The sequence below is a fragment of the Marinobacter sp. BW6 genome (assembly GCF_008107725.1).
Lineage (GTDB): Bacteria > Pseudomonadota > Gammaproteobacteria > Pseudomonadales > Oleiphilaceae > Marinobacter.
This window is the reverse complement of the sequence record NZ_VIRN01000037.1, coordinates 35,352-59,989: the sequence shown is the minus strand read 5'-3', so window position 1 is coordinate 59,989 and position 24,638 is coordinate 35,352. Positions and strand designations below refer to the sequence as shown.

Genomic DNA, 24,638 nt, shown 5'->3' with positions numbered 1-24,638 from the left:
CCAATACTACCATCTCTCTACTAAGCTTAGACCAAAATGCATGGTTGTGAGGAAAACAGGGTGGAGCCAAACGTACAAAAATAGTTGAATAACGAATGTAATGCTCTGGTAAGGGTGCATGTAAACGTTTTGCTCATGCGCTGACTCAAGAGAGGAGGGCGTTCGTGCCGAGGCCCCCGGATACCAACATAGGCGTTCAAGTAAAACGCATCCGGTTGATGCTTGTTCTTTTATTGGCGCTGGCAAATGCTTCGGCATACTCTGCCAAGCTCATAACTTGCGCTGCTCCAGGCGTCAATGTGTACAGCTACGAGGCTGAAGACGGTGACCTCGCATGCCAGGCAGTGGGTTCGACATTGGCATTTATGAAAAGCATGGGCTTCCATGTCGATACTCGGTTTACCATCGAGTTAGTGGACCATCCACTTCGTCTGCATGGTTCGGAAGTGACTGGCACTTATGATTCCAGGCACCTTTACATCGAGGTTCCGAACTTCAGTCAAGCGCAACGGGTCGCTGGCCGACACGCGCCATTCGGGATGTTCATGAGTCATGAGATTTGGCAGAGCTTCATCGCACACGAGGTGGCCCACGCAGTGGCGCAGGCAAACTTTCGGCTAGCAAAGCCCGGCCTTGCGGCACATGAATATATTGCATACGTGGTCCAACTAGCGACCCTCCCGAAAGAAACAAGCGAGGAGCTGCTGGAGCGCTTTGACAATTCGCCATTTCGACATGAAAGACAAATCAACCGCGTATTTTTAGAGCTGGATCCGGAAGTCTTTGCGGTGAAGGCTTACAGGCATTATCTGGCCCAACCCGATCCCTCCGAATTCTTCCAACGTCTATTGAATAGAAACCTTAGTTCGCCCCGTTAGTGGGGTGCACCTTTTCTCGTACTGTAGACACCGATGGGACAGCTCGGGTTTTAATTCGCATACTGTATTTAACATAATATACATTATGCGCAGTACGGTATGGGGTTTTGGTTCGGTTTGGACGACCACTTGAACGACCACAGAAAGCGCTAAAGAATAGCCACAGAAAGTACTAAATTTTCACAGGAAGTACTAAATTCGTCGCCCACCTTTCTATATTCATGATTCTGAACACTTTTCGGTTTTTTCTCGAATAGCGCCTTTCGGGCAATCAGTGCATCGGATTTCAGCGGTTAATTTCGATTATGGAATGGCGTCAGCTCTGACCGAACTCCGCAATTTTGGATAATGCCCTGGGTACGAAAGTTAGTGGCCAATGCCGGTAAAAGACATCCCCATACCTCCCGATAAGTATCATGCGAATAGGAGCGCGGATTTTTGTTATGGCAGCCTCGGAACCTCTCTGTGACATGAGACAAAACTTAGAACGGGGCTATCGATAATCCGGTTGAGACGATGCGCTCCTGATTATTGAAAACCGTAAGTCGTCAGTTCTGAAAGAAATGGACGTTACAACGCGCAACCAATGTCCGTTTGGGATAATCGGGGCTGCCTAGCTGCCCTGAGCACAATAATTCTCTGCTAAACTTCAGAAATCCGTTAAAATAACATTAATACGGATTTTGATTATGTCCTCTCTTCCGATCTGAGCGGCTTACCAGGAGCTTACCCGATGAGTAAAACCGGCCAGGCACGCGTGCTCACACCCGAACAATTTGCACACCTCTTGCACGTGATCCAAGAGCATCGCTACCCGGAAAAGAACACAGCGCTCGTTCAGATCAGCTTCAAGCTCGGACTGCGAGTCCAGGAAATCGCGCTGCTCCAGATCAAAGACGTCGCCGAACTCGGCCCTAAAAGCTCTGGCCAACGTTCTTTCAAACTTAAAGAAATCCTGGCGTTGCCTGCGGCTTACACCAAAGGTGCCGATGCGTTGAAGCGATCCAGATCCACGTACCAACGGCGTCGGATCAGTTTTAGTGTTCACGACTTCCACCAGCTTGTTCAGCGAATTGAAACCATGGCTAAGGCTGGTGCCGAGATCAAACCGGAGGATTTTTATCCTGAGGTCAAAAAACATCGTGGTAAATCGCGCGATCTTCCAATGAGTGACCTTGCACTGAGAACGGCCATAGAAAATCACCTTGCGATCCGCCTGGAAGCGAACCCCTCGGTGAAAAAGACGGATCCTCTTTTCCTGACTCAGAAAGGAGGCCCGTACTCTCCCAACACTCTCCAGGAACACGTTGCTCTCATGCAAAGGCATTGGGCGGGTATTGAGCGAGCCAGCTCCCACAGTGGCCGGCGGACTTTAATGACAAATATTATTCATGAACAAAAGAAGTCAGTTAAAGTTGCGCAAAAAATCGCTGGCCATGTGTCACCCTCAACAACGCTCATTTACGAAGAACCTCCCGAGGAGTCACTGAAGGAAGCGTTGCGGGATGCAGGGTACAAATATGTTGGTTAGTCCAGCAAACGAATAAACTTTGGAGCGCATTCATTATTACTGTTCAACCGCCCCCGGAATGCTTACCTGCCAAGTTAAAATTTTCAGCCCACTTGTGATGAGTCTTGTTGATAGCGCGGGACCCATAGCTGCCCTGCCCCCTCTAGATCGGCTCATATGACAACTCTGGCCCACCAAACGTGGGTTTCTTGGCAATTGGAGATGGTTTGGTGACTGAAGCGTGAAGTTCAGTGTGGTCGCAAAGCGAACATTCAGATTCGGGGACAACGCACGCAATCACGCGCTTGTCGCATGGATTACATTGTTAGAGTCTTTGAATTTGGAAAGTACCTTTCCGCTTATTGCCCTGCGAGCAGCAGCTTTCATGGCGGAGGCACCAATACAAAGTTTCCAAAATGCGTCTTCTTGAGAAATTCCTGTTGGGCAGTCGCTATGTCTTTCAGCTCGAACGTTTTTGCGACCAAAGGACGTATCTCACCCTTTTCAATGTAGTCGATGAGGTTTGAAAAGATCGGTTCGTCCCAAGCTGTGCAACCAATCAGCGTCAAGTCCTTGAGATACAAATCGCGCATATCGATGGTCGTGATAGGCCCGGCAATCGCGCCAGACGACGCATATCGGCCACCACGAGCCATCAGCTTCAACAGCTTGCCAACCTGCTCACCGGCGACATTGTCGATAACAACATCCACTGAAGAGTCCTGAATTTCAGTAGACAAGTCCATGCCTCGGGCGATGACCTGGTCGGCCCCCAGGCCCCTGACAGCGCCCAGCTTACTTTCGCCGGCTACGGCGATAACATAGGCACCCCTGCGCTTGGCCAGTTGGACAACCGCTGATCCGACCCCGCCCGACGCTCCGGTAACCAGCAGGCGGTCAGCGCTATTAACGCCCGCTCGATGCAACATGTTTTCCGCCGTTCCATAAGCACAGGGGATTGTCGCGAGCTCCACGTCACTCCAGTTGCTCTGGATTTCAAATACCTCGCAACAATGGAAGGCTCTGATTACCTACTCACCTGTGCCCAGGTTGCCGTCGCTCTTGCTGGTTTCTCGGCACTCATCGTCGCGCTCGGCGGCCAGGACAATTCGGGCGTCGACCCACTATCACGCGGGCTCGTTGGAACCTTAATTGAACGAAGCCTTGTCTCCGTTTTCTTTTCTTTGGGTCCCATTCTGCTTTCAGGGCTCAATCTCGCAACTTCTTTGCTATGGCTCATTTGCAGTGCCGGTCTTGCGGCGTACATCGCCTCTTTGGTGTGGCGCTCGGCTACTTTACGGCGCAAAGAGCGAGCACTGAACGATTTCCTGACGGGCCCGGCCTTCGCGATTCTGATGATTCTTGGGCTACTTGTGATTTTACTGCAAATTGCTAATGCGTTTAATTTGGGACTTCGGCAAAGTGTCTGGTAGTACCTGGTCGGCATCACGTGGCTGCTTCTCTCAGCGGCGTACATGTTTTACTTTGCTGTCAGAAGGTGGTCCCGCGCCAGGTAACTAGTCACGGCAGCAAGGACGCCAGGCCTCCTCCCATAGGCCGCTACCCAAAAACAACGACAGTCTGGCGACTCAAGGCAATCAGTTCACCAGTGTGGGTCCAGATCCGGGCATGGATATGACCGTAACCGTCTCGCGCCTGATCGATTGATGCCTGATAGAGCAGATATTCGCCGGGAGCGATGCTGGGCCGTGGATAGACAAACTCCAGTGTCCACGAGAGACTGCTGGCCGGAGCCGGTTGCTTCATGCGGGGCAGAATGGCGGGCGGCCAGGCGTCCACAAGTGCGATCAGGTGAGCATCGTCAAACTGGTCCTGCGTTTTCCGAAAGCGCATCCAGCCACCCATTTCCCGACTTTCGTTGCCACTCATCGGCATGCCACCAATGGCAAAACGCAATTCGATATGTTGCGTGAATTCGGGCGTTACATTGGGAATGAACGGCAACTCCGGAGCTGATTCCGGCGCGACAACATTTGGCGCGTCCAGGCCATGGACAGTCACTTCAGAGTCTCTTGCTTGTCCGAAACTGCCAATCACAACGGCAACGGTCTTACCGTTCTGTGTTGCGCGCCCTTCGACTTGCGTCACAGCGTTGCCTTCACGAAGAATCTCGGCAGACAGCGTCAAAGGTTGTTCCGGTGCAGCCGGCCCGACAAAAGACACCATCAACGACCGCACGTTACGCACCTCGTGCATAGCGCCTTTCATGCGATCAAAAATCAGTGCCACCAGAAGCCCGCCGAAAGACGCGCGCCCCTGCCCCCAGAATGCTGCAATTTCGGCTTTGCCGTCGTCAGTCTCTGCAAAACTGGCCCGTGTTTCCACAAATTCCATGATTCTCTCCTCTTATTAACGCCATTGTGGCGGCCCACACCTGTCAGAAGATGCGAGCCAACCGCGACGATTTGGCTTACCACTTCTCATGAAATGGGCGAACTTCGGCCAAAAATGACCAGGCGTCCCTGGGTTGATGGGCAAGGTGAAAAACCTCCGCGGCAATAGAGCTCGGTGAGATGAAGAAATCATCCCCCTTGTCCGCGTGGAGTTTCCTGGCCCAGGCCACATCAATCACCGCGTCGATAATCAGGTAGGCGACATGCACACCCTTGGGGCCTAGGTCGCGGGCCAGTGATTCCGCCAGGATGCGCTGGGCTGCCTTGCTTGGCGCAAAGCCGGCAAATGAGGCACTGCCTCGCTGTGCTGAGGTGTTGCCGGTGACGATGATGGCCCCCTCGCCTGCTTCAACCATTGCCGGGGCTGTTAGCCTGGCCAGCGTAAGCAATGCCATGGCATTGATCTCCATGTTCTGGCGCAGGGTTTCCGGGTCGATCTGGTCCCAGGTTCCAAAGGCGCCACCAACGGCGTTGTGCACCACCACCCTGGGTGCGCCTACTTTTTTGATGGCCTCGGCTAGGGCCTGCGGGTCGGTTACATCGCAAGGCACGGCGATGGTGCCTTCGATTTCCTGCTCCAGATCCAGGAGCCTGTCGGCGTTCCGGGCCACCATGGCGACCCGGTAGCCGGCTTCAGTGAACCGTTTCACCAGAGCGGTGCCGGTGCCCGGCCCGACTCCGGTGATCAGGGCGAGGGGTTTGTCGGCATTCATGCTGTCGCCTCCTCGCGCGCCAGTTCTTCGCGCACAAAATCCAGTCGGTCGTTGCCGAAGAACATGGCGTCACCGACAAACAGGGTGGGCGCACCGAAAACGCCCCGCTTCGCAGCCCCTTCGTTATTGCTGTCGAGCTTGGCCGCCACCTCAGACGACTCGATGCGTTCGGCGATCCCGGTTGTCTCAATGCCGGCTTCCTTCAAAGCAGCAAGTACGGCTGAGACATCTTTCAGGGTTTGCGCCTGCCCCCAGATGTTCTGGTAAAGCGCCTTCGTTATCGCCATGGCTTCTTGTGCATTGCCGGCCGCAAGTACGGCTTTGGCGCAGGCTTCTCCGTCATTCAGCGGTATCTTCGAGGGGTTGAAGGCCACGCGGTATCGTTTAAGCCATCTGCCCATGTCTTGCTGGACATAGGCGCCTTTGGCCTTGCAGGTAAGGGTTGTTGGCACATTGCCCACCGCATCCATCACCTTGAGGACATTCATGGGGCGCAGCTGGATGTCGGCATCCAGGGACTCCAGCTGTGTGGAAGCCAGGTAACTGTAGGGGCTGAGGAAATCAAAGAAAAATTCGACAGATTGAGTCATTTGGTGTGCTCCTGTTCATGTGTCAGAAGACGTCGGACAGACTCGTCCGACGCCCGATTTATTTAAGGAAAGCGCTGATATAGCGGACCGAAAGTTCCGGATACTGAAAATGGGGGGCATGGCCAGCGTCCGGCATTGAGATCAATTGCAGCGTTGGCGCATTACCAATAAGCGGGTACCAGTTGTCCACAGAAAACGAGATGTCATGGTCGCCCGAGAGGGCAAGCATAGGGACGTCCGTTGAAGCGAACTTGCTTCGGAAATCCATCTCGTCAACGGCAATACCCCTGAATCCGGCGACATAACGTTGTAACAGTTCCTGTGCCTTGGGCACCTTTGTCTGGTCCACACCAGGCCATGTTCGTTCCATGGACGATTTAGCGGCCCGCTTGCTTGCTGCCGAGTCAGGTTCAAAGAACAGCACCGTGTAATCGTTCAGGTTGTATTCAGGTTTGAAGGCGGTCTGCACAAAAATCGGCTCGAAAGGCACCGCATTCTTACCGGGCGGATTGGTGCCAATCAGAACCGCTTTACCGACCCGCTCCGGGTACAGAAAGGCAACGTACTGGGCAATCATCCCACCATAGGACCAACCCAATACATCGTATTGTTCCAGTTGCAGGTGCTCTGCCAGTTTCGCAACTTCTGCGGCTACCTCTTTAGCGTCCGTGGGCAACGTACCTTCGGAATAGCCAATGCCCGGGTAATCCAGCGTAATCACCGTGTGCGACTGCGCCAGCTGTTCCAGGAACAGAGGGTCCCAGGTGTCGAGGGTGCCCCTGAAACGGTTGATCAGGACAATGGGCGATCCGTTACCCATCGTTCGATAGGCAATGTTTCGATCGTCGATAACGGCATATTGCGTCTTGGTGGCTGCGATTGATGGGCTTACAGGGTTCGTATTGACTACCGAACTACAGGCCGCACTCATGACAGCGGCGCCAATCATTAAAATCAGGGCTTGCAGGGTGTTGCTCATGGTCCTCTCCTTCGCATAACGGGGATCAATGAAGTCGCCCGTTGTGAACGTTCGACCTATTAGATGATACTCATCATCTAATTGTTTAAATTATGCTCATCATTTAAAATGCATGTCAACGAGTTTAATCGCGATTGGGTTCAAATCATGAGAGTGAGTCGAGAGCAGGCGGAAAAAAATCGACAGGCGGTTCTGGAAACCGCCGCGCAACTGTTTCGTCAGCGCGGTGTCGATGGCGTCGGTGTTGCCGACCTGATGAAAGCGGCCGGCTTAACCCACGGCGGGTTCTATGGCCAATTCAAATCCAAGGAAGATCTGGTCACACAGGCTACAACCCAGGCATTGCGGCAGAATGAGGACAACCGGCAGCGGGCCCTCAAAGGTACGGATAATCCCTGGGAGGCCATGAAGCAAAGCTATCTCTCGCCGCTGCATCGTCGGCATCCGGAAGCTGGCTGTGCCTTTACCACCCTGGCAGTGGAAGGACCCCGGCGCGGCGAGCCGCTGCAATCGGCGCTGACTAGCGGGCTGGAGCGCTTTCTTAAGGATCTGGAACCCATTGTGCCCCGCAAACGCGGCAAAACGCCGAGGGAGCAATCCATTTCGGCGCTTTCCGCCATGGTGGGAGCGATGGTTCTGGCGCGTGCCGTGGATGATGACGCACTGGCGACGGAGATTCTGGACACTGTCAAAGACAGCCTTTAGCCACTCGTCCTAGAGAGAGTTCGATTGTTCTCTTGCGGCATTTTTTCAGCTATTTACAGGTGGCTCGCCAATGTTCGCTTTTGTTTAATAGCGTCCCTTGCTACAAATGCCTGTCGCTCGCCCTAATCTTTCGGTTCCAGCAAGACTAATCCGAACCCCGAGTCGGACGACGAATTTAGCACTTTGTGTGGAAACCGGAACGACCACCCTATTCTCGAATCTACTTTAAGTTTGTTTAGCACTTTTTGTGGATTTTGGTGGGTAAGATACTGATCTTTGGTTGCAGAGGTTTAGTACTTTCTGTGGTCGTTCATTTTGGTTCGGTTTTGGGACTGTTCTGGACGCCCACTCATAGTACTCAATTCCTCAACGCGAAATGCTCAACAGGCACGCGTGCTCACACCAGATCAGTTCGCCCACCTCTTGAATGTTATTCAGGAGCATCGCTGCTACCCGGAGCTCGTTAATATAGAGAGTTACCTCTCGATCCGCCTGGCCACACGACCTTCGGCGAAAAGGACGGATTCTCTATTCCTGACTCAAAAAGGAGGCCCCTACTCTCCCAATACTCTTCAGGAACATTAGCTATCATGCAGAGGCACTGGGCAGGTATCGAGGGAGCTTGGGTAGTTGCTCCAATTAGCACCTCAGCGAAAACCAAGGAAGGAGAGAATTGCTAGAACGATAACGACTGCACCGACGATGTAAACAATGTTGTTCATGAGTAATTACCTTTCCTGGAAACGTAATTTTGGTTGCGCCGCGGTCCCTGCGGCGGATGATGCAACTCCGTGTATTGGCTGATCCATTGCCACATCGGGTTTCAGATTGAGGTATCAGCATTGCCGGGTCTGTACGCTGGCCCACAGAGTGCAGGAATAAATGACGGTACGTATGGTCTGATAGTTCGAACGCTGCCTGCGAAACAAGCCTGCAGGCAGCCAATTCAAAGTAAGGCGGGGTATATCAACGCTTGGACATTTGTTCGAAGTCTTTGATTTGCTTGTCCGCTTCATCTCTGGTGACGCCATAAGCCTGCTGAATCTCGCCGGCCAGCTGTTCGCGCTTGCCGGCAATCTCGTCAAGGCGGTCATCGGTCAGCTTGCCCCACTGCTCTTTCACTTTACCTTTGAGCTCTTTCCAGTTGCCTTCAATAGTGTCCTTGTTCATTTCAGATCCTTCGGCCTTTCGGCCAGATAATGGGTTCATCAAACGGCGGCACGGGTCAAAACAAACCGTTCGCGGCCGTCGCATCATCGTCAGTTGAAGCGGGGCCGCTGTCTGTGCGTTAACAAACACAGGATTATGCAGGTGGGTTAGCGCACCGAGGCCGTTCTGTTTTTTTGATAAATTGAACGCCAGGAAAAGGACTTAGAAATGTTTATGAATTTGAGGAAACAACTTTGACCAACGCCATCTGGTTTGTCGTAATCGGAACCCTGCTGATCCTGATGGGGGTTCGCTCACCGGTGCTTCAGCGTCTGAATCTGACACCGTCCATGGTTTATTTGAGCGTCGGCGTGCTTCTGGGCCCGTCGATTTTCGGTGTGTTTCATTTTAACCCGCTGCAACAGGCGCATTTGCTGGAAGTACTTGCCGAACTTGCGGTGTTGGTGTCGTTGTTTATTGCTGGCACCAAAATGCCCGTGCCTTTCAGATGGAAAGCATGGCGCGTGCCGTTGCGCCTGGCATTTATCTCCATGACGATCAGCGTCGCGCTGACGGCAGCCTTCGGATATTACCTGCTTGGCCTGCCGTTGGGAGCAGCGATTCTGTTGGGGGGCATACTGGCGCCCACCGACCCGGTGCTGGCAACGGATGTTCAGGTCCGGCACATGGGCGATACCGATCCCCTGCGGTTTACCCTGACCAGTGAAGCGGGCATGAACGATGGCAGCGCCTTTCCGTTCGTCATGCTGGGGCTGTTGTTGCTCGGTGCCCCGGCCAGTGACGAATTGCTTGGAGGCTGGGTTCTCAAGGACGTTGTATGGTCAACGGCCTCGGCCATTGTCGTCGGCCTTGTGACCGGGCGGCTGTTGGCCCAGCTTGTGCGGGGACAGCGCTCATCCGAAGAACAGGGGCCGTTGCTGGATGATTTCCTGGGCCTGGGCCTGATCGGTCTGACCTATGGCGTGTGCCTGCTGATTGATGCCTGGGGATTTCTGGGTGTGTTTGTTACTGCTATTTCGCTGCGGCAATCCGAAATGACGCTGGTCAAAACCGAAAACTTGGACCAGCACCCTGATGCCGCTGCAGAATCTTACGATAAGCCCCGCGAAGCCGCTCCGCAGCCCCCTAGTCAGGTATCGAAAGGCTCTTTGATCTTCAAAGAGCCCCTTGAGCGTTTGTCCGAACTGGTATTGGTAGTGTTGCTGGGTGGCATGTTGTTCACCGATTCCTGGAGCCTCCGGGCTGTTGGCCTCGGGTTGTTGCTGTTTGTGGTTGTTCGCCCGGTCAGCGTATTTCTTGGTTTGCTGGGCTCGGGTGCATCTTGGCGGCTGCAGATGCTGGTGGGCTGGTTCGGGGTACGGGGAATTGGTTCTCTTTACTATCTGATGTTCGCCGTTGTCTTTGGCCTGCCGGAAGAGCTGGCCGTGGAGCTTATTCACATCACCTTGGTGGTTGTCGTGCTTTCCATCATCATTCACGGGCTGACCGTGAAACCAATGATGACCCGATGGTGGGGCCCGTGAATTTCTTTCGATGCTTGTGTGTGCTTACGAACAGACAGAACAGTGGTCCAGCCCTGATTCTGGGAAGGTGGGCTCACAGCGAATGGACGTAGCATTATTTACTGCGACTCGCTGCGCCACGACCCGCGTCAGATCCTCATTGGCGCATTATGGAAATGCAATCTGAACAATGTAAGCAAGGAGCTTATCATGATCAGAATTAAGACTGCGGCGGTCACTTTCTGTCTTCTAGGTGCTTTGCCTCTGGCAGTATCCGCCCAATCCGCTGAGTTTGGACCGAGCGAAGGCGACCGTGAATTCTCCCTCTCCGGAACCGGCAGTAACGACCAGAATTTCAACAGCGGTAGCTTCGGCGTGAGCGGTGATCTGGGCTGGTATCTGAAGAACAATGTCGTGGCCGGTGTCCGCCAGAGTGTGAATTTCGCCGATATCGAGGGCGAAGGTGTCACGGACGATTTCTGGAACGGCTCAACCCGTGGATACCTCGATTATCAATTCCTCAACGATCGCGCACGGCCATTTGTCGGTGCTAGCCTTGGCGGTATTTATGGCGACGGGGTCAAGGACAGCGCGTTTGCCGGCCTGGAAGGAGGATTAAAGTACTACGTGCAGACCAAGACCTATTTCCTGGCCCGCGCCGAGTATCAGTTCCTGTTCAGCGACTCCAATGATGCCACCGATGCCTTCCAGGATGATGGCATCTGGGCCTATACAGTGGGTCTGGGTTATAACTTCTGAACCTGGTTGAAGTGCTGATTCGGTAAGCCGGAGAGTGGCAGCCCGCACCTGTCAGAAGATGCGAGCCATCGGCGACTACTTAACCCATGAGTGCGTCGATTCTGCTCTCCCCTTTTATTCGGCCATTTGCGCAATCGCAGCGGCCCACTCATCTTTGGTCATTTGATCGCGGATGGCGAATCGGTGGTCGAGTGCAAGAGATTGAGCTGTTTCCCACTCGTCGTTCAGCAGGTCAAGTTGCACCAGCAGCCTAGCAGGACCAGCGTCGTGGTCTTTATATAATTCGGTCAAAACCTTGCCGGATTTAGCAAACGTTTTGTCGAATTGCTTCAGTTCATCCCGGAGTGCCGCCACCTCCTGCATGACCGCTTCGGCCCTGACCGGATCGGTGATTTCCTGCTGTGCAAGCCTTTCGAAGCTCTTGAGCATGTCTTGGGTCAGGATCGCGCCTGATGCGTTGGGACCACCCAGAAAAAAAGCAATGATTATTGCCACCAGCATCTTACTGGCCTCCCGCCTGATAACTCATGGTTCTTGGGTTAAGTTCCTTCAACTCAAACTTCGCCAGCTTTTCCCACTCTTTTGCCGTAACAGTTGCCTTCATCCTGCCCATCAAAGCCAGGAACTCGGCTTGAGCGGCGCGGCGTTCCGCGTTGTACTCTTGAATCAGGTTTTCCAGGTTTTCGCGTTCGGTTGAATAATCCCGGCTCAAAGTCTTCAGTCTTTTCGAGTAGTGCTGCACTGCAGTTGCGTGTTGGCTGATTAACTGTTCCCTTTCAGCTGATAAAGCCGCAAACTTTTTAGCCCTCGCCGGGTCATCGATTTCGTCCGTAATCAAATTCTGGAAATCGGCACGAGTTTCCGCGCTCTGCTTTTCCAGCTCATCCGGATTCGAGTCTTTCGATTTGCTGGCGCAGCCGATAAAGGTTGATGTTGCGATACTGGCAACGAACACAATAAAAATCGGATTGAGTTTCATTTGTTTATCCGGGTTTTCGGCCTTTGTATGCTTGATCTTTGACCAGTTGTGATTGTTCCGCTATCAGTTCTGCGCAACATATAGTTTTCTCAGGTCTTATTCTCGCCAGTAAGGTCTTGCCCAATCGCTCCAGTTCCAGTGTGCAACAAAAGGCCGTCTTGTATGAGTTGCTGGAATAAGTTGTTGTCATGAATCTATTGCCAGGTCCAGGAGCCCGCTTATCCTTTGCTAATCGTAATCCGCTCGCGGTTTGGCGCTGAGCCCAGCTGCACGGGGTTCTTCCGGAACGGGCAATAAGAAAAGCCTGGCGATCTCCCCTGCCCCAAGGCGTCTTTTCACGACATAAAAGCAGTTGTACACCAGCAGCGCACCACAGAGAGCAATCGCATTTGCCCAGACATGGGCCACATCGGCTCGCTGGAACAACGACATCAACGACGGACCAAAGCCGTCATGCTCGTGCCTGCCTTCAAAGGCCTTCTCAAGCACCAGCACAACGAACACGCCCAGGCTGTAGAGGGCCGTCCGCAGCAGGACATCCACCCAAGCTGGTTGTTTGCGCGTCAAACTGCCCAACGGAACATGCTCAAACACAAGCACGACCTTGGCGAGAACCATTGCGCCAAGCAAAACCAACGACAGGCCTTTAAACTCGATCTGATATTCCGCAAGAATCAGCACTTTGAGGACCATCAGCACGCCAATCCAGACAGCAAAGTACAGCGTTGTCACTGCCACTTCCCGGATCTCGTGCATTAGCTTCTGCCCAAAACTCATCGTAGGCAGTCCAGCGACCAGGCGATCGTGCATATGACGAGAATCGAGTACTGTTTGCGTACGTGCATGAGGAATTACTCCTGTTGAAAATCGTAAAAGGAGGTATTAGCACCTAAAAATCGAATTTGAGATAGGCCAATGCCCCCTCGTATTGCCAGTCCACGTCGCCCTGGAAGCTATTTTTTGAGACCCCAACGTCAAGCTTTACGGAATTGATGCCGACGCCAACCGCAATGGCTTTGGTCACGCTGAAATCAAGACCGACGAAGACGTCGTACAGAGATCCTTCATAGTCTCCGTAGTCAACGGCAAAAATTTCCCCACTGCCGCGGATAGCCCATCGGTCAGCAAAGCGGTGTTCGCCCCGAAGACCGATCACTGGCAAGGGTGCTGTCAGGTCATTCGATTCGACACTGCCGCCGCCAGAGGCAGACAGAGTCGCGCTCATATCTGCTATGTACAGGCCAACAGTGGCGCCAAGAAAGCTGCGTTCGCGTTTAAGAAACATCCAGGTGTATCCCAGCTTATAGATGGCCAGGTCGAGCTTTGTATTTACAGTGCTGCTGATAGGGTAGGTCGTGTCCTCCCAGACGATTTCCCTCTCAATCTGTTTCGATGAAGAGCGGGACAGATCGAACGCACTGAAATCGAATCGATGCTTTTCGGCGAATCTCCAGTATGCATCGACACGGAACACCGTATCCGACTTATCGAGTCCAAGGTCGTCCTCCAGGTCGACGTCCGTTCCTCGGCCAGACTCTCCGTCCACTCTCGTTTGGCTTTCGCGATCTGTAAAAAAAGCCCCGATGCTGATGCTAAATCTCGGGTCTTCTTCAGCGATCGCTGTGCTAGTGATAATCAGAAAGATAAAAAACGAAATGACGCGCATGTGATCCCTCCTCCACATTCATAGCCTCACTATTCCCCTAAAGCTGTCCGGACGCTATCAAGAAAACGCATAGCGTTATCAGAACGGGCGCGTCGTCAGTCGATTATTAACGCACCGGGCTCCCCTCACCTGCCCGGCTCTGCCGCAAGGTGTCGGAAGGTGATTCTCTGAATTGCCGCTTGTAGTCGAGCGAGAACTGGCTCATGTGTTGGAAGCCGCATTCTCGGGCGATGCCCGCAATTGCGTGAGCGTTGACTTTAGGGCGGAAGGAAATTGCTTCGCTATCGTGAATCCGCACGAATCAGGATCGGCGGCAAAGCGATTGGGGCGGGAAAAAGAGGCAGGGGCTAGGTGATCGCCCGCGCAAGCGTAGCGCTTGGGCACTCGCCGAAGGCATTTTTGTACTGGGTCGTAAACAGACTCATGTGGTTGAACCCCATTCTGAACGCCTCGTTGGTGACGGTCGTTTGTCCGCCTGACGCCTTTAGATGCCTACGCACCTGGTGCAGGCGCAACAAACGTAAATAGCGGGAAGGGCTGGTCCCGTAGGCAGTGGCGAAAGCGTATTCCAGGTATCGACGGCTGACGTTCATGGCCACGCACAGATCGTCGACGCTGATTGGTTCAACGATCCTCTCTCGCATATAGGATTCGGCTCGCTTCGCCACAATAAAATGCCCGCTGACCTGAGACATCACTTTGGTTCGAGGTGCGTCAATCGAGCTCAGGGCGGCGCCGAGCGCATTGCGAACATCGGTCACCAGCCAGTCGGCCGCCAGAGTATCCAGCGGAATGTCAGCGGGTTGAACAATACTTGCGATGGCTTGTCGCAGGTTCGCCAGTTTTTCGGGATTGATATTTATCGTTGTACAGGAGCGGGCCTGAACCAGGTTTGTACGCGACGTAGTTTCTTCGGTGGCATTGATCCACTCGGGGGGGATGACCAGAGAAGTCCATCCATAGCCTGCCGATAGATAGCCGTTGAGCTCATTGCCGGGAGGGAACACCAACAATTCCGACGCATCGACTGGATTGCCGTTCCAGGTGGCGTGAGCACTATCTGGGAAAATGCCAATGCCAAAACGTCTGGGGTCCAGATCCCCCTTCACACGAAGAGGCACGTTGACCTTGCCGAGGTCGATCGAGAGATCGCCCAATGAAACCTGATCAAGCGCGATGTCGATATTGCCGGATTTCAGTTGGACAAATTCGAGGTTGGAGCCGCTGACTGCATGGTTCAACTCATCCAGGTCATGAAACCGGGCTCCAGGCTGGTATTCATTTCCAGCATTGGCCGTCTGTCCGTCCATGGTTCGCTCCCTGCGATTTTTTGATAGACGATCTTAAGCATAAGCCAATCGGTACCGCTCTGCCAGAAATACTGCCTCAGAAGCCCGGTGCGTTGCACAGCACGGGATATTGCTTTAACGCCCTTACGCCTTGCGCATTATTGATAGCGCTGCAGATATGCACCGGGGGATGCTAACGAAGAGGCTCAAAACCTTGAAAGAGCCGAATCAGCAACTTACCCGAGAAATCTGACGACTGACATTTTGCCCATGAAAAAGGATAGAAGGCTATGAAACGCAGGGAGAGTCTTTTTTATTTGATGTATCGCTCGCGAGCGACAGTTAACTGGATGGGCAAACTTGCCTCAAGGCTGCTGGTGTTCGTTGCCTTAACCGGTTTTGTCGCTTGTGCACAGGCCGCGCCGGAGACCGAGCAGAAACCCGAAGCAGTCGCCGAGCGGGCATACCTTTACGGACTCCAGCAGGCTATCTTTTATGGCCAGCGCTGGATTTATACCCAGAACGACGCCGAGACGAATGACATCTATTCGGGGCTGAACCGGTTCTTCTGGGTCCGCAAGCAGATCACCCCGGATTTTCCCGTCGTGACGCCGAATGCGACAACGCTCTATGGCTCGGGCTTTCTGGACCTGCGCGACGGTCCCGTTGTGATCGAAGTGCCCGAAATCACCGACCGTTATTTCAGCGTCCAGATCATGGACCCATACGGCATTTTCCGGATCATCGTCGGCTCGCCCTTCAACGGCACCAAGGCGCGAAAGTACATACTGCTTCCGCCGGGATTTGAGGGCAATGTTCCGGCGGATTTCCCGACCACGGACATTATGCAATGGCCGTCGAAAACCGCTTACGGTGTGGTCCGCATGGCGGTCAAGACCGGATCAGATTCGGAGATAGCAACGATCAATGCCTATCAGGACCAGGTCACGGTTACGCCCCTGGCCGATTGGCTGTCCAATGGGAATAAGGGGATCGCCCAGGCAGATCGGGATATCGTTCCCGGCGATTTTGTTGTTCCCGCCGGATTGCCGGATTATGCGGTCGGTCAGGTCGACAAACAGACCGCCGAGCAATTCTTTACCTTGCTCAACGTTATCCTTAACGATGCGACCATGCCGGTGCTGGAGGATTCGCTGATGGAGTCGCAGATGCTTGCGCAACTCCGGTCGATCGGTATCGGTAAAGGCCTGACATTCGACTGGGAGAAGCTGACATCCGACCAGAAAGCCGCGATGGAGACCGGGTTCAAGGCGGGTTTCGAAAGCGTCCGCAAAACGCTGAAGTCAAACCTCATTAACATGAACGGCTGGGGTATCGTGCGCAATGACGGCGGGTTCGAGACCAAGTGGATGGACCGCGCCGTGATTGCCGATGCGGCCTGGGCGGCACCGGACAAGAACATTTCGCACGGCGGCGCGTTCCTCTTCACCGACGCCGATGGCAAGCCGCTGTCTGGCGCCAACAAATATACGCTGACCTTCGACATGAACGATCTGCCGCCAGTGACCCAGTTCTGGTCAATTCCGATCTATGACGCCAACGGTTATTTCGTCGCCAACGAGATCAACCGCTATACGGTGAACAGCTTCATGCTGGACGCAGGCGATTTGGTGGTGAAGGACGGCAAGCTTGTGATCTATGTGCAGAACGCGAAACCGACGGATCCAGACCAGGCCAAGAACTGGCTGCCGGCACCGAAGGAAGGCTTCAGGTTCACATCGCGGTTTTACGGGCCCTATGCCCCGCTGACGAATGGCACGTACAACATGCCCAAGGTCGTTCGGGTGAAATGAGCGCAGAACAAACCACGGGGGTTGCCGCCCGGCGCCCCCGACCTGCCCGACTATTCACGACTACACCCGACTATGCCCTGGAGGCATTGACATGATCAAACGGCTACTTCTTTCAACAACGGTGGTGATGTGTGTCGCCGGATCTCCGGCATTAGCCGAAGTCAGCAAGGCCGAGCTGGAATCCATCTCTATTCCCGACAGGGTCGAGACGCCCATTGGCGTTCTGGAGTTCTTCGATGGCGTGCCGGTCGGCGATACCGTCGATAAGGTCTATGACAATCTCGATCGGATGCGTGGGCTTGCGGTGTTCCTGGACAATCAGGGCGCAGCCTCTCTGCACGCCATGCGGATGGGCAATGCAAGCATCGGTGCCGATGCGTCCAACAAGATCACGATAACCGAACAGTTGCTACAGCCCGAATCCCTCTATCTGACCGGGAACACATCGACGCTCTATGCGCTTGGCTACATGAATCTGAAAAAGGATGGCGCACTGGTCATTGAACTGCCGCCAGGCATGCTGGGCTTTGTCGATGACGCCTGGTTTCGATTTGTCGAGAATCTTGGCGCGATTGGCCCGGACAAGGGCAAAGGCGGCAAATACCTGATGCTGCCTCCTGATTACACAGGGACCGTTCCTGAGGGATATTTCATCATCCGAACAGGCACCTTCCACAACCTGTTATTCCTGCGAGGCTCTATAGCGAAGGGCCTTGAGCCCGCGGTACAGAACATCAAATCCAACCTCAAGGTCTATCCGCTGGCTCAGGCAGACAACCCGCCCGCGACCGAATTCATCAACATTTCGGCGAAAAGCTACAACACCGTTGCTCCAAATGACTTCAGCTATTTCGAGGGGCTGAATCAGGTGGTTCAGGAAGAACCTATCGATGCCATCGGACCCGAGGCCAGAGGTCTTCTGGCATCCATTGGTATCGTCAAGGGTCAGCCCTTCACGCCGGATGCGCGCATGAGGAAGCTGTTAGGTGAAGCTGCGACCCTCGGCAACGCCACTGCACGGGCGATTACCTATCAGCCGCGTATCGATGGTGTGTTCATCTATCCGGATTCTGAAAGTGCATGGACGATGGCATATGCGGAGAAGAACACCACCTTTGAGAAAAACGGGGCAATGGGTCTTGATGCGAGAGTACTGTTCTACTTCAACGCGACCGGGGTGACACAGGCCATGGCAGCCACCACCGTGGGCCAGGGGTCGGATTATGCCCTTGCCTATCTGGATGCTGACAAAAAGCCACTGGATGGCTCCAAAACCTACAAGCTGCGCCTTCCTCCGAATGTTCCGGTTAACAACTTCTGGGCGGTAACGCTCTACGATACCCAGACCCGTTCGTTGCTGCAGACCGGTCAGAAGTTCCCGACCGTGGGTAGCCAGAGCGACGGCTTCCAGAAAAACGCCGATGGATCCTATGACCTTTATTTCGGACCCAAACCGCCGGAAGGCAAGGAACAGAACTGGCTTCAGACCGTGCCGGGAAAAAGCTGGTTCACAATCCTGCGCATGTATGGCCCGCTCGAGCCCTGGATCAACAAGACCTGGAGGCCCGGCGAGATTGAGTTGGTGAACTAGACCGGCAGTTTCGACCGCCGCCCGTTGGGCGGCTGATACTTATAGGGAAATGAGGAAGAACAATGAAATTTAAATTAACTGCGATGGCATTAGCCACTTCAATGGCACTCGCCACTGGCCCTGCACAGGCAGACAGTGCGAGGGAGGCCGCGAAAACCAAGGCAGCGTCGATACCGGACAAGGTGCAAACGGTTGCCGGTGAACTGGAGTTTTTCGATGGTGTGCCGATCGGAGACACCAATGACCAGGTATACGATTATCTGGACCGCGCGCGGGCTCTTGGTGTCTATCTGGATAACATCGGTGCTGTCTCGATCTACGCAGTTCTGCTCGGGATGGCACAGCAAGGGGCGGACGCTCCCAACAAAATCGCCCTCTGGGAACAGTTGATGGACTCGCGCACGCCGGTCATCACGTCAAATACATCGACCATGTATGCCTATGCGCCCACAGACCTGGCGAACGATGGGCCGACCGTCATTGAAGTGCCACCCGGCATGCTTGGCTTTCTCAATGATGCCTGGCAGCGCTATGTCGGCGATATTGGCGCTACCGGGCCCGACAAAGGCAAGGGTGGCAAGTACCTTGTGTTGCCTCCGGGCTATGAAGGCGAGATACCGGACGGCTACTACCTGCTCAAACCGTCAACCAACAAGAATTTCCTGTTCCTTCGTGGTTCGATCAAGGATGGCCTCAAGGTCGCCGCTGACAACTTCAAGGCGGGGCTGCGCATCTATCCCTTAAAGGATAAGAGCAATCCGGAGCCCACCCAGTTCATCAACATGTCCGGAAAGTCGTTCAGCACCATCTATCCAAGTACCCTGGAGTACTTTGAAATATTGCACACCATCGTCCAGGAAGAGCCGATCGACGCAGTCGGGCCCGAGATACGCGGTAACATGGCCGCCATCGGTATCGTCAAAGGCAAGCCGTTCAATCCCGACGACCGAATGAAAAGGCTTCTGAGCGAGGCAGCCACACTTGGCAACGCCGCAGGGCGATCCATTACCTACGATCCGCGGATTGATGGCGTGTACATCTACCCAGGAACGGACAGTAACTGGGTCATGGCATATGCCAACAAGAATACGTCTTTTCAGGCAGACGGCGTGATGAATCTTGATGCGCGGATCCTGTTCTACTACAACGCGGGCGGCGTAACGCCAGCGATGGCGGCGACCCGGGCTGGCGTGGGCTCCGACTACGCGCTTGCGATGCTGGACAGTGATGATAACCCGTTCTATGGAGACAAGACCTACCGGCTGCATTTGCCGCCCAATGTGCCGGTGAACAACTTCTGGGCAGTCACGCTCTATGATACCCAGACCCGTACCCAGCTGCAGACAGGCCAGCTGTTCCCGACGGTTGGCAGTCAGAGCGAGGGTATCAAGCAGAATTCAGATGGATCCTACGACCTCTATTTCGCGCCGCAGGCACCTGAGGGAAATGAAGGCAATTGGCTGCAAACGGTCCCGGGAAAAAGCTGGTTTGCCATTTTGCGGATGTACGGACCCATGGAGCCATGGATCAACCAAACCTGGAGACCCGGCGATATTGAGCTTGTAGAAAAAATGTAGATTGCAGAAGTGACAGGATTATTAAAGAGCAGCTCGGCGGGGTCATGATCGACCCCGCCGTCGTTCAGATACAGTGCTAGAGAGCACAATCACTCACTTTCGCCACTGACCTATATATGCCAATCATTATGAAATTTTTTATCATTGCACTCGGAATACCAGCAGTGATGATTACAGGCCTCGTTGGTTGCGCTGCCAGCGTACACAACGAGAGGCAGGCCACAACTTCGGACCACTACAAGGATGCCGAGTATGTCATCGACGGGCAGCGTGTAAGGTTGCATGATGGCGTTGCTGAGACCGCATCAGCTTCTGAATCCGCATCAAAGATCACTACTCGCCACTTCGGCAATGAAGTCACGACTGATCTGGATAGTGATGGCCGTGCTGATGTTGTTTTTCTACTCACTCAGGAATCAGGCGGCTCAGGCACGTTCTTCTACGTCGTCGCCGCGCTGAATACCGGGGAAGGATATCTTGGCTCACAGGGCTATCTGCTTGGCGATCGCATCGCGCCACAGGCGACAGAACTCAGCCAGGATCCACGCCACAAGAATGTCATCGTCGTGAGCTTCGCTGACCGCGCTCCGGGCGAGCCAATGTCAGCGCAGCCGTCAATAGCTAAGAATGTTTTGCTTAAGCTTGATCCCGATTCTTTAAGCTTTGGAGTGGTGGAGCAAGACTTTGAGGGCGAGGCCGATCCGGCTCGCATGTCCCTCACTATGAAGGATTGGACCTGGATTTCTGCGCTATACAGCGCCGGGCGTCAGATCGAACCCAGCCGACCTGACCTATTCACCCTCTCTTTTACTGAAGACGGCCGCTTTTCGGCGACGACCGACTGTAATCAAATCAGTGGTGGTTATGTAGCTGTTGGCAAATCCATTTCGTTCGGGAAAATTGCCGCGACAAGGATGTTTTGTGAAGGGTCACAGGAGGCCGAATTTCTCGCGCTTCTTAACAATGTTCAGCTCTATCATTTCACCTCGCGTGGCGAATTAATCTTTGATCTCAAGCGCGATGGCGGAACTGCCATATTCCGATAACGCGTTGTACAGATAGCGACGGCTTCGATTCCCGCAATCCGGACGCTTAATTAAGTACTATGCGTGTTCATCCATCCGCTAACAATGTAGCTCGGGTTATTCTTGGATTGCTGGCGCTAAAGCTACTGGCAGTCTCTCACGAATGAACTCCGCAACGGCTTTTGTATGCGGTGGTACCCCCACTCGAGAAGGCATCAAAAGGCTGAGGCTCGCGGATTGGGATACCCACCCTGGCAATACCCGGACGAGCTGGCCGGCTTCAACGGGTGCTCTGCAGACATAATCAGGCAATGCAGTAACGCCCAGGCCATCGATCGCGGCTTGCCTGATTGTCGACATATCCTCTGAGCAAAGCGCGATATGGGTATTCTGATGGGTTCGAAGGCCGTCTTTGTGCTGTAAGGGAATCGCCTCTTTCGCGCCAGCTCTTCCCACCTTTAAAAAACGACAACTGGCTAAATCATAGGGTGTTTCCAGTTGTTCCAGTTGCTCCAGATAGCCAAGCGAGCAATAAAACTGCCATTCCACATTGGCGATAAACCGCTGGATCAAGCTGGAATCAGGCAATTCGCCACTGTGCCCGCGAATAGCGATGTCTATCCCTTCAGTAATCAAGTCGACCATGGAGTTGGTGACGCGTTGTTCGATAAGCACTTTGGGGTGCTGCCTGGCGAAATCAGTCACGATATCGAACAGAACAAATTGCGCCACACCCAGCGAACAGCTGATCACGACCTTTCCTGAAAGATTTCCACTTTTATTGTCCATGGCTGCTTCGGCCATTTCGAAGTGGTCAACGAGCTTTCGAGCGTGCAGGTAGAAGCTCTTCCCTTCTTCGGTAATGGCGACATTGCGGGAACTTCTCTGAAGCAGTCTCACACCAAGGCGTTCTTCCAACTGAGCAACATGACGGCTCAATCGCGACTTAGGCATGTCCAATGCCTTTGCCGCAGCGGTGTATCCCTTCTTTTCAACGACATGCACGAAATAGAAGTAGTCGTTCAGGTCAATGTTCATATCTGCGTCCTAAATATGGAACGAATAGTTCAGATTTTAGCCATTTTTATTCAAATACCAAGCTACTAACCTTTATTCAGACCAGATATGGAACGGAGAAAGACAATGACCTATCAAGTTGCTCAACAACATGACTCGAAGACAACTTTCGCCCCGGTAAAGGGAAGCCCACTGAGTGTGGGCTCAGGGTTCACGGGTGTGGGTTTTCGTCACGGGCAGTTCTATGGGGCGATGGATCCCTTCATCATGGTGGATCACTACACCATGACGGTTCCAACCTTTGGTGCCCACCCTCACGCTGGCCTCTCAGCGGTCACCGTTTTGTTTGAAGATACGGAAGGCAAATTCAACAACCGCGATTCGCTGGGGAATGATTTCGACATCCACCCTGGCGACCTCTACTGGCTGAATGCGGGCAGCGGTGTCGTTCACGACGAGGCACCGCGAAAAGGCGCCACGATTCATGGACTGCAGATTTTCGTTAACTTACCCGCCCGCATGAAGCACCAGGCGCCGAGCTCCCTGCATGTGAAGCGAGAAGACATGCCGACCTTGAAGGGACAAGGCTACCGTGTGCGGCTGGTTCTTGGTCAAAGCAATGGGGTCGAGACGGACGCAGCGTCGGTATGGCCAGCCACTATTCTTGATGGTTTTGTAGACAAAACCTCTGTATTCGAACATCGCATTCAAACGGGCTTTAATGCCTGGATCTATTCCGTTCAAGGCGACATCGAATATCAGGTGCGCGGCGAATGGTTCACTCTCCACCAAGGAGAGTCCAGCGCGATTAACGGTGCAGAGGGCGAGGCCGTCAGAATACGCGGAAAGTCTCCATCAAGCAGCCATTTTGCGGTGCTCTCGGGCGAGACAATCAATGAAAATTTTGTTCAACACGGACCGTTTGCAATGAGCACCCAACAAGAAATCGACCAGGTGGTTGCCCGTTATAACGCGGGTGAATTGGGGAGCCTTGTATGAAAGTTGTAACGTTTGCCGCGACCAAGCTGGCGAATGCGGATATCGATTATGTTGAGATTAATGATTTTGACTTGCCGATTTATAACATCGATCTGGAGGAGCAGTACGGCATTCCTAAGTGCGCGCCACAACATTCTCATTTGGGTCTTTCCTGGCGCACAAGCATTTCAATGAACTTATCAAATCGCCTTTCTCTGGTCTCAGCCCTCTTCGCACTCGCTAAACCGACTGCAATCAAAGAACGGCTCGATTTTGGAAGCGAATCAAAGAAAGCTTTTGCATCCGGTCTTGCTTCCAGAGCTTTAACAAAGTCCGGGGGCACCCTCATTTCACTGACCTTGTATGCCGCGCTCCACCTACCATCCGACTTGGCGGCACGAACCTGCGAGAGCCCTGGTTCTCGCATCCGGCCTTCGATGATCAGACGTTCGGCATGCTCTGTATTTCTTTTCGACCAAGTGCTTCGGGCTGTTCTTGGTGTAATCCGCTGCAGGTAGGCCCGGTTGTCAATTGACTGCTTCATGCCATCAATCCACCCCCAGCAAAGCGACTCAACAACTACCTCATCCCAGTTAACAGATAAAATACCCGTTTGTTTCTTATATATTTTTACCCAAAGCTCCCGTTCAATGGCGTGATACTCCTTGAGCCAACAAGCAAGGGATTCTGGCGTTTCGAAAGCGCTAATTTTTTCCGGGTCAGCTTTTTGCATGGTGCGTCATTCAACCGAGTCCGAATTGTAGATAACCGGAGATTGCCCTTTCCACGAATTCCACACAGCGTCCTCCGTCACCAAATCAGCCATAAAGTGAGCAACGTTGATTCGACTGGTTTGGCCTGCATTGAAAATGGCGCTTCGTGTTGGCGAGGGAAGAATTTCATATTTAGAAGCATCGTCATAGTCTACCAGAGTATCAGGGCGAACGATCGACCATTCGATACTTCCATCTTGTTGGCCAATTTGGCGGCGTAAGTATTTCGATGCCTGCTCGTTGTCCAAATGCGGCGGCACCAGCAACCGAATCAGACCGACAACACACTTTTCTGCCACCGATACCCTTTCCGCCAAGTCGTCATTCCGGCAACCTGTGGAATTCATGAGAACGAACTTCAATGGTTGCGTCGGCTGGATCGTTCTTATTGCTTCGCACAAACGCCGAGTGGCTTCCGACACTAACCGTCGGGGCTTTCCATAGACGCCTCTGAAACTCATTGTGTGCCCAAGGCACGAAACAACGGCTCCGCATCCATGCACGTACTGAGCAAGCTCGGTATCACTCAGCTCCAGGATAGAAGCGTTAATAACCGACAGGTTTTTGTGTTCCCCGACAGCTTTGAGAAATTGATCGGGCGAGCGCACGATCGCCTGGACGGATAGCCCACGATCCAACAATTGCCTTACCAGCAACTGCCCGGTAGCACCGCTGCCACCCGCAACCAATACTTTCATGATTTTTCCTT

Annotated in this window: 25 protein-coding genes; 11 read left to right on the top strand and 14 right to left on the bottom strand. The window is 53.5% G+C overall.

The genetic code is table 11. The annotated features are described in order from the left end of the window. Positions 1-164 precede the first annotated feature (164 nt). Both FMN52_RS01800 and FMN52_RS01795 read left to right on the top strand, forming a co-directional pair. Entirely contained in the window at positions 165-878 is a 714-nt protein-coding gene (locus FMN52_RS01800) for a DUF6639 family protein (protein ID WP_148607017.1), read from the top strand. A gap of 733 nt (positions 879-1,611) precedes the next feature. Continuing rightward, positions 1,612-2,409, top strand: coding sequence for a site-specific integrase (locus FMN52_RS01795; RefSeq protein WP_148607016.1), 798 nt, complete (start codon positions 1,612-1,614; stop codon positions 2,407-2,409). 362 nt (positions 2,410-2,771) lie between these two features. On the opposite strand, the gene FMN52_RS01790 is transcribed toward FMN52_RS01795, so the two are convergent. Beyond that, the gene (locus FMN52_RS01790; RefSeq protein ID WP_148607015.1) at positions 2,772-3,317 is read right to left on the bottom strand and encodes a zinc-binding dehydrogenase; all 546 of its coding nucleotides are present in this window, start codon (positions 3,315-3,317) and stop codon (positions 2,772-2,774) included. Here FMN52_RS01790 and FMN52_RS01785 point away from each other — a divergent pair. Continuing rightward, complete coding sequence (locus FMN52_RS01785; protein WP_148607014.1) at positions 3,309-3,821, top strand: hypothetical protein; 513 nt, start codon at positions 3,309-3,311, stop codon at positions 3,819-3,821. The two genes, FMN52_RS01790 and FMN52_RS01785, sit on opposite strands and share 9 nt — an antisense overlap. Before the next feature lie 127 nt (positions 3,822-3,948). Here FMN52_RS01785 and FMN52_RS01780 read toward each other — a convergent pair whose 3' ends face one another. The 4 genes from FMN52_RS01780 to FMN52_RS01765 form a co-directional block, all read right to left on the bottom strand. After that, positions 3,949-4,743, bottom strand: coding sequence for a thioesterase family protein (locus FMN52_RS01780; protein WP_148607013.1), 795 nt, complete (start codon positions 4,741-4,743; stop codon positions 3,949-3,951). A gap of 76 nt (positions 4,744-4,819) precedes the next feature. Further along, positions 4,820-5,515 (bottom strand): SDR family NAD(P)-dependent oxidoreductase, encoded by a 696-nt coding sequence (locus FMN52_RS01775; RefSeq protein ID WP_148607012.1) that lies wholly within the window; start codon positions 5,513-5,515, stop codon positions 4,820-4,822. Continuing rightward, positions 5,512-6,105, bottom strand: a complete 594-nt coding sequence (locus FMN52_RS01770; protein ID WP_148607011.1) for a 2-hydroxychromene-2-carboxylate isomerase — start codon at positions 6,103-6,105, stop codon at positions 5,512-5,514. Before FMN52_RS01770 ends, FMN52_RS01775 begins: the two co-directional genes overlap by 4 nt. Before the next feature lie 58 nt (positions 6,106-6,163). Further along, entirely contained in the window at positions 6,164-7,084 is a 921-nt protein-coding gene (locus tag FMN52_RS01765; RefSeq protein ID WP_205424879.1) for an alpha/beta hydrolase, read from the bottom strand. Between the two features lie 147 nt (positions 7,085-7,231). On the opposite strand from FMN52_RS01765, the gene FMN52_RS01760 reads away from it, so the two are divergent. Beyond that, entirely contained in the window at positions 7,232-7,789 is a 558-nt protein-coding gene (locus tag FMN52_RS01760) for a TetR/AcrR family transcriptional regulator (RefSeq protein ID WP_148607010.1), read from the top strand. Positions 7,790-8,755: 966 nt separating this feature from the next. On the opposite strand, the gene FMN52_RS01750 is transcribed toward FMN52_RS01760, so the two are convergent. Further along, positions 8,756-8,959 carry a CsbD family protein gene (locus FMN52_RS01750; protein WP_148607009.1) on the bottom strand — a complete coding sequence of 68 codons (204 nt, stop codon included), beginning with the start codon at positions 8,957-8,959 and terminating at the stop codon, positions 8,756-8,758. Between the two features lie 233 nt (positions 8,960-9,192). Here FMN52_RS01750 and FMN52_RS01745 point away from each other — a divergent pair, with 233 nt between their 5' ends. Both FMN52_RS01745 and FMN52_RS01740 read left to right on the top strand, forming a co-directional pair. Continuing rightward, positions 9,193-10,482, top strand: a complete 1,290-nt coding sequence (locus tag FMN52_RS01745) for a cation:proton antiporter (protein WP_148607008.1) — start codon at positions 9,193-9,195, stop codon at positions 10,480-10,482. A gap of 189 nt (positions 10,483-10,671) precedes the next feature. Beyond that, positions 10,672-11,220: a porin family protein gene (locus FMN52_RS01740; RefSeq protein WP_148607007.1), complete on the top strand. Its 549-nt coding sequence runs from the start codon at positions 10,672-10,674 to the stop codon at positions 11,218-11,220. A 114-nt stretch (positions 11,221-11,334) separates the two neighbouring features. On the opposite strand, the gene FMN52_RS01735 is transcribed toward FMN52_RS01740, so the two are convergent. The 5 genes from FMN52_RS01735 to FMN52_RS01710 all read right to left on the bottom strand — a co-directional run bounded on the left by FMN52_RS01735 (position 11,335) and on the right by FMN52_RS01710 (position 15,175). Further along, positions 11,335-11,721 carry a hypothetical protein gene (locus tag FMN52_RS01735; protein WP_148607006.1) on the bottom strand — a complete coding sequence of 129 codons (387 nt, stop codon included), beginning with the start codon at positions 11,719-11,721 and terminating at the stop codon, positions 11,335-11,337. A 1-nt stretch (position 11,722) separates the two neighbouring features. Then, a complete protein-coding gene (locus FMN52_RS01730) occupies positions 11,723-12,199 on the bottom strand; it encodes a hypothetical protein (protein WP_148607005.1) in 477 nt (158 codons plus the stop codon). A gap of 228 nt (positions 12,200-12,427) precedes the next feature. Beyond that, positions 12,428-12,931: a hypothetical protein gene (locus tag FMN52_RS01725; protein ID WP_148607004.1), complete on the bottom strand. Its 504-nt coding sequence runs from the start codon at positions 12,929-12,931 to the stop codon at positions 12,428-12,430. A gap of 157 nt (positions 12,932-13,088) precedes the next feature. Then, on the bottom strand, positions 13,089-13,865 hold the full coding sequence (locus FMN52_RS01720; protein WP_148607003.1) for a hypothetical protein: 777 nt from the start codon (positions 13,863-13,865) through the stop codon (positions 13,089-13,091). A gap of 347 nt (positions 13,866-14,212) precedes the next feature. Continuing rightward, entirely contained in the window at positions 14,213-15,175 is a 963-nt protein-coding gene (locus tag FMN52_RS01710) for a helix-turn-helix domain-containing protein (RefSeq protein WP_148607001.1), read from the bottom strand. Between the two features lie 269 nt (positions 15,176-15,444). Here FMN52_RS01710 and FMN52_RS01705 point away from each other — a divergent pair, with 269 nt between their 5' ends. The 4 genes from FMN52_RS01705 to FMN52_RS01690 all read left to right on the top strand — a co-directional run bounded on the left by FMN52_RS01705 (position 15,445) and on the right by FMN52_RS01690 (position 21,182). Then, positions 15,445-16,968 carry a DUF1254 domain-containing protein gene (locus FMN52_RS01705; protein ID WP_205424878.1) on the top strand — a complete coding sequence of 508 codons (1,524 nt, stop codon included), beginning with the start codon at positions 15,445-15,447 and terminating at the stop codon, positions 16,966-16,968. A gap of 91 nt (positions 16,969-17,059) precedes the next feature. Further along, positions 17,060-18,559, top strand: a complete 1,500-nt coding sequence (locus tag FMN52_RS01700; RefSeq protein ID WP_205424877.1) for a DUF1254 domain-containing protein — start codon at positions 17,060-17,062, stop codon at positions 18,557-18,559. 62 nt (positions 18,560-18,621) lie between these two features. Beyond that, positions 18,622-20,136: a DUF1254 domain-containing protein gene (locus FMN52_RS01695; protein WP_148607000.1), complete on the top strand. Its 1,515-nt coding sequence runs from the start codon at positions 18,622-18,624 to the stop codon at positions 20,134-20,136. A gap of 116 nt (positions 20,137-20,252) precedes the next feature. Next, complete coding sequence (locus tag FMN52_RS01690) at positions 20,253-21,182, top strand: META domain-containing protein (RefSeq protein WP_148606999.1); 930 nt, start codon at positions 20,253-20,255, stop codon at positions 21,180-21,182. A 96-nt stretch (positions 21,183-21,278) separates the two neighbouring features. On the opposite strand, the gene FMN52_RS01685 is transcribed toward FMN52_RS01690, so the two are convergent. After that, positions 21,279-22,199, bottom strand: a complete 921-nt coding sequence (locus tag FMN52_RS01685) for a LysR substrate-binding domain-containing protein (protein WP_148606998.1) — start codon at positions 22,197-22,199, stop codon at positions 21,279-21,281. 105 nt (positions 22,200-22,304) lie between these two features. Between FMN52_RS01685 and FMN52_RS01680 the strand changes: the two genes are divergently transcribed. Then, positions 22,305-23,177, top strand: a complete 873-nt coding sequence (locus FMN52_RS01680; RefSeq protein ID WP_148606997.1) for a pirin family protein — start codon at positions 22,305-22,307, stop codon at positions 23,175-23,177. 136 nt (positions 23,178-23,313) lie between these two features. Here FMN52_RS01680 and FMN52_RS01670 read toward each other — a convergent pair whose 3' ends face one another. Then, positions 23,314-23,889: a YdeI/OmpD-associated family protein gene (locus FMN52_RS01670; RefSeq protein WP_148606996.1), complete on the bottom strand. Its 576-nt coding sequence runs from the start codon at positions 23,887-23,889 to the stop codon at positions 23,314-23,316. 6 nt (positions 23,890-23,895) lie between these two features. After that, positions 23,896-24,627 (bottom strand): NAD(P)-binding oxidoreductase, encoded by a 732-nt coding sequence (locus FMN52_RS01665; RefSeq protein WP_148606995.1) that lies wholly within the window; start codon positions 24,625-24,627, stop codon positions 23,896-23,898. Positions 24,628-24,638 lie beyond the last annotated feature (11 nt).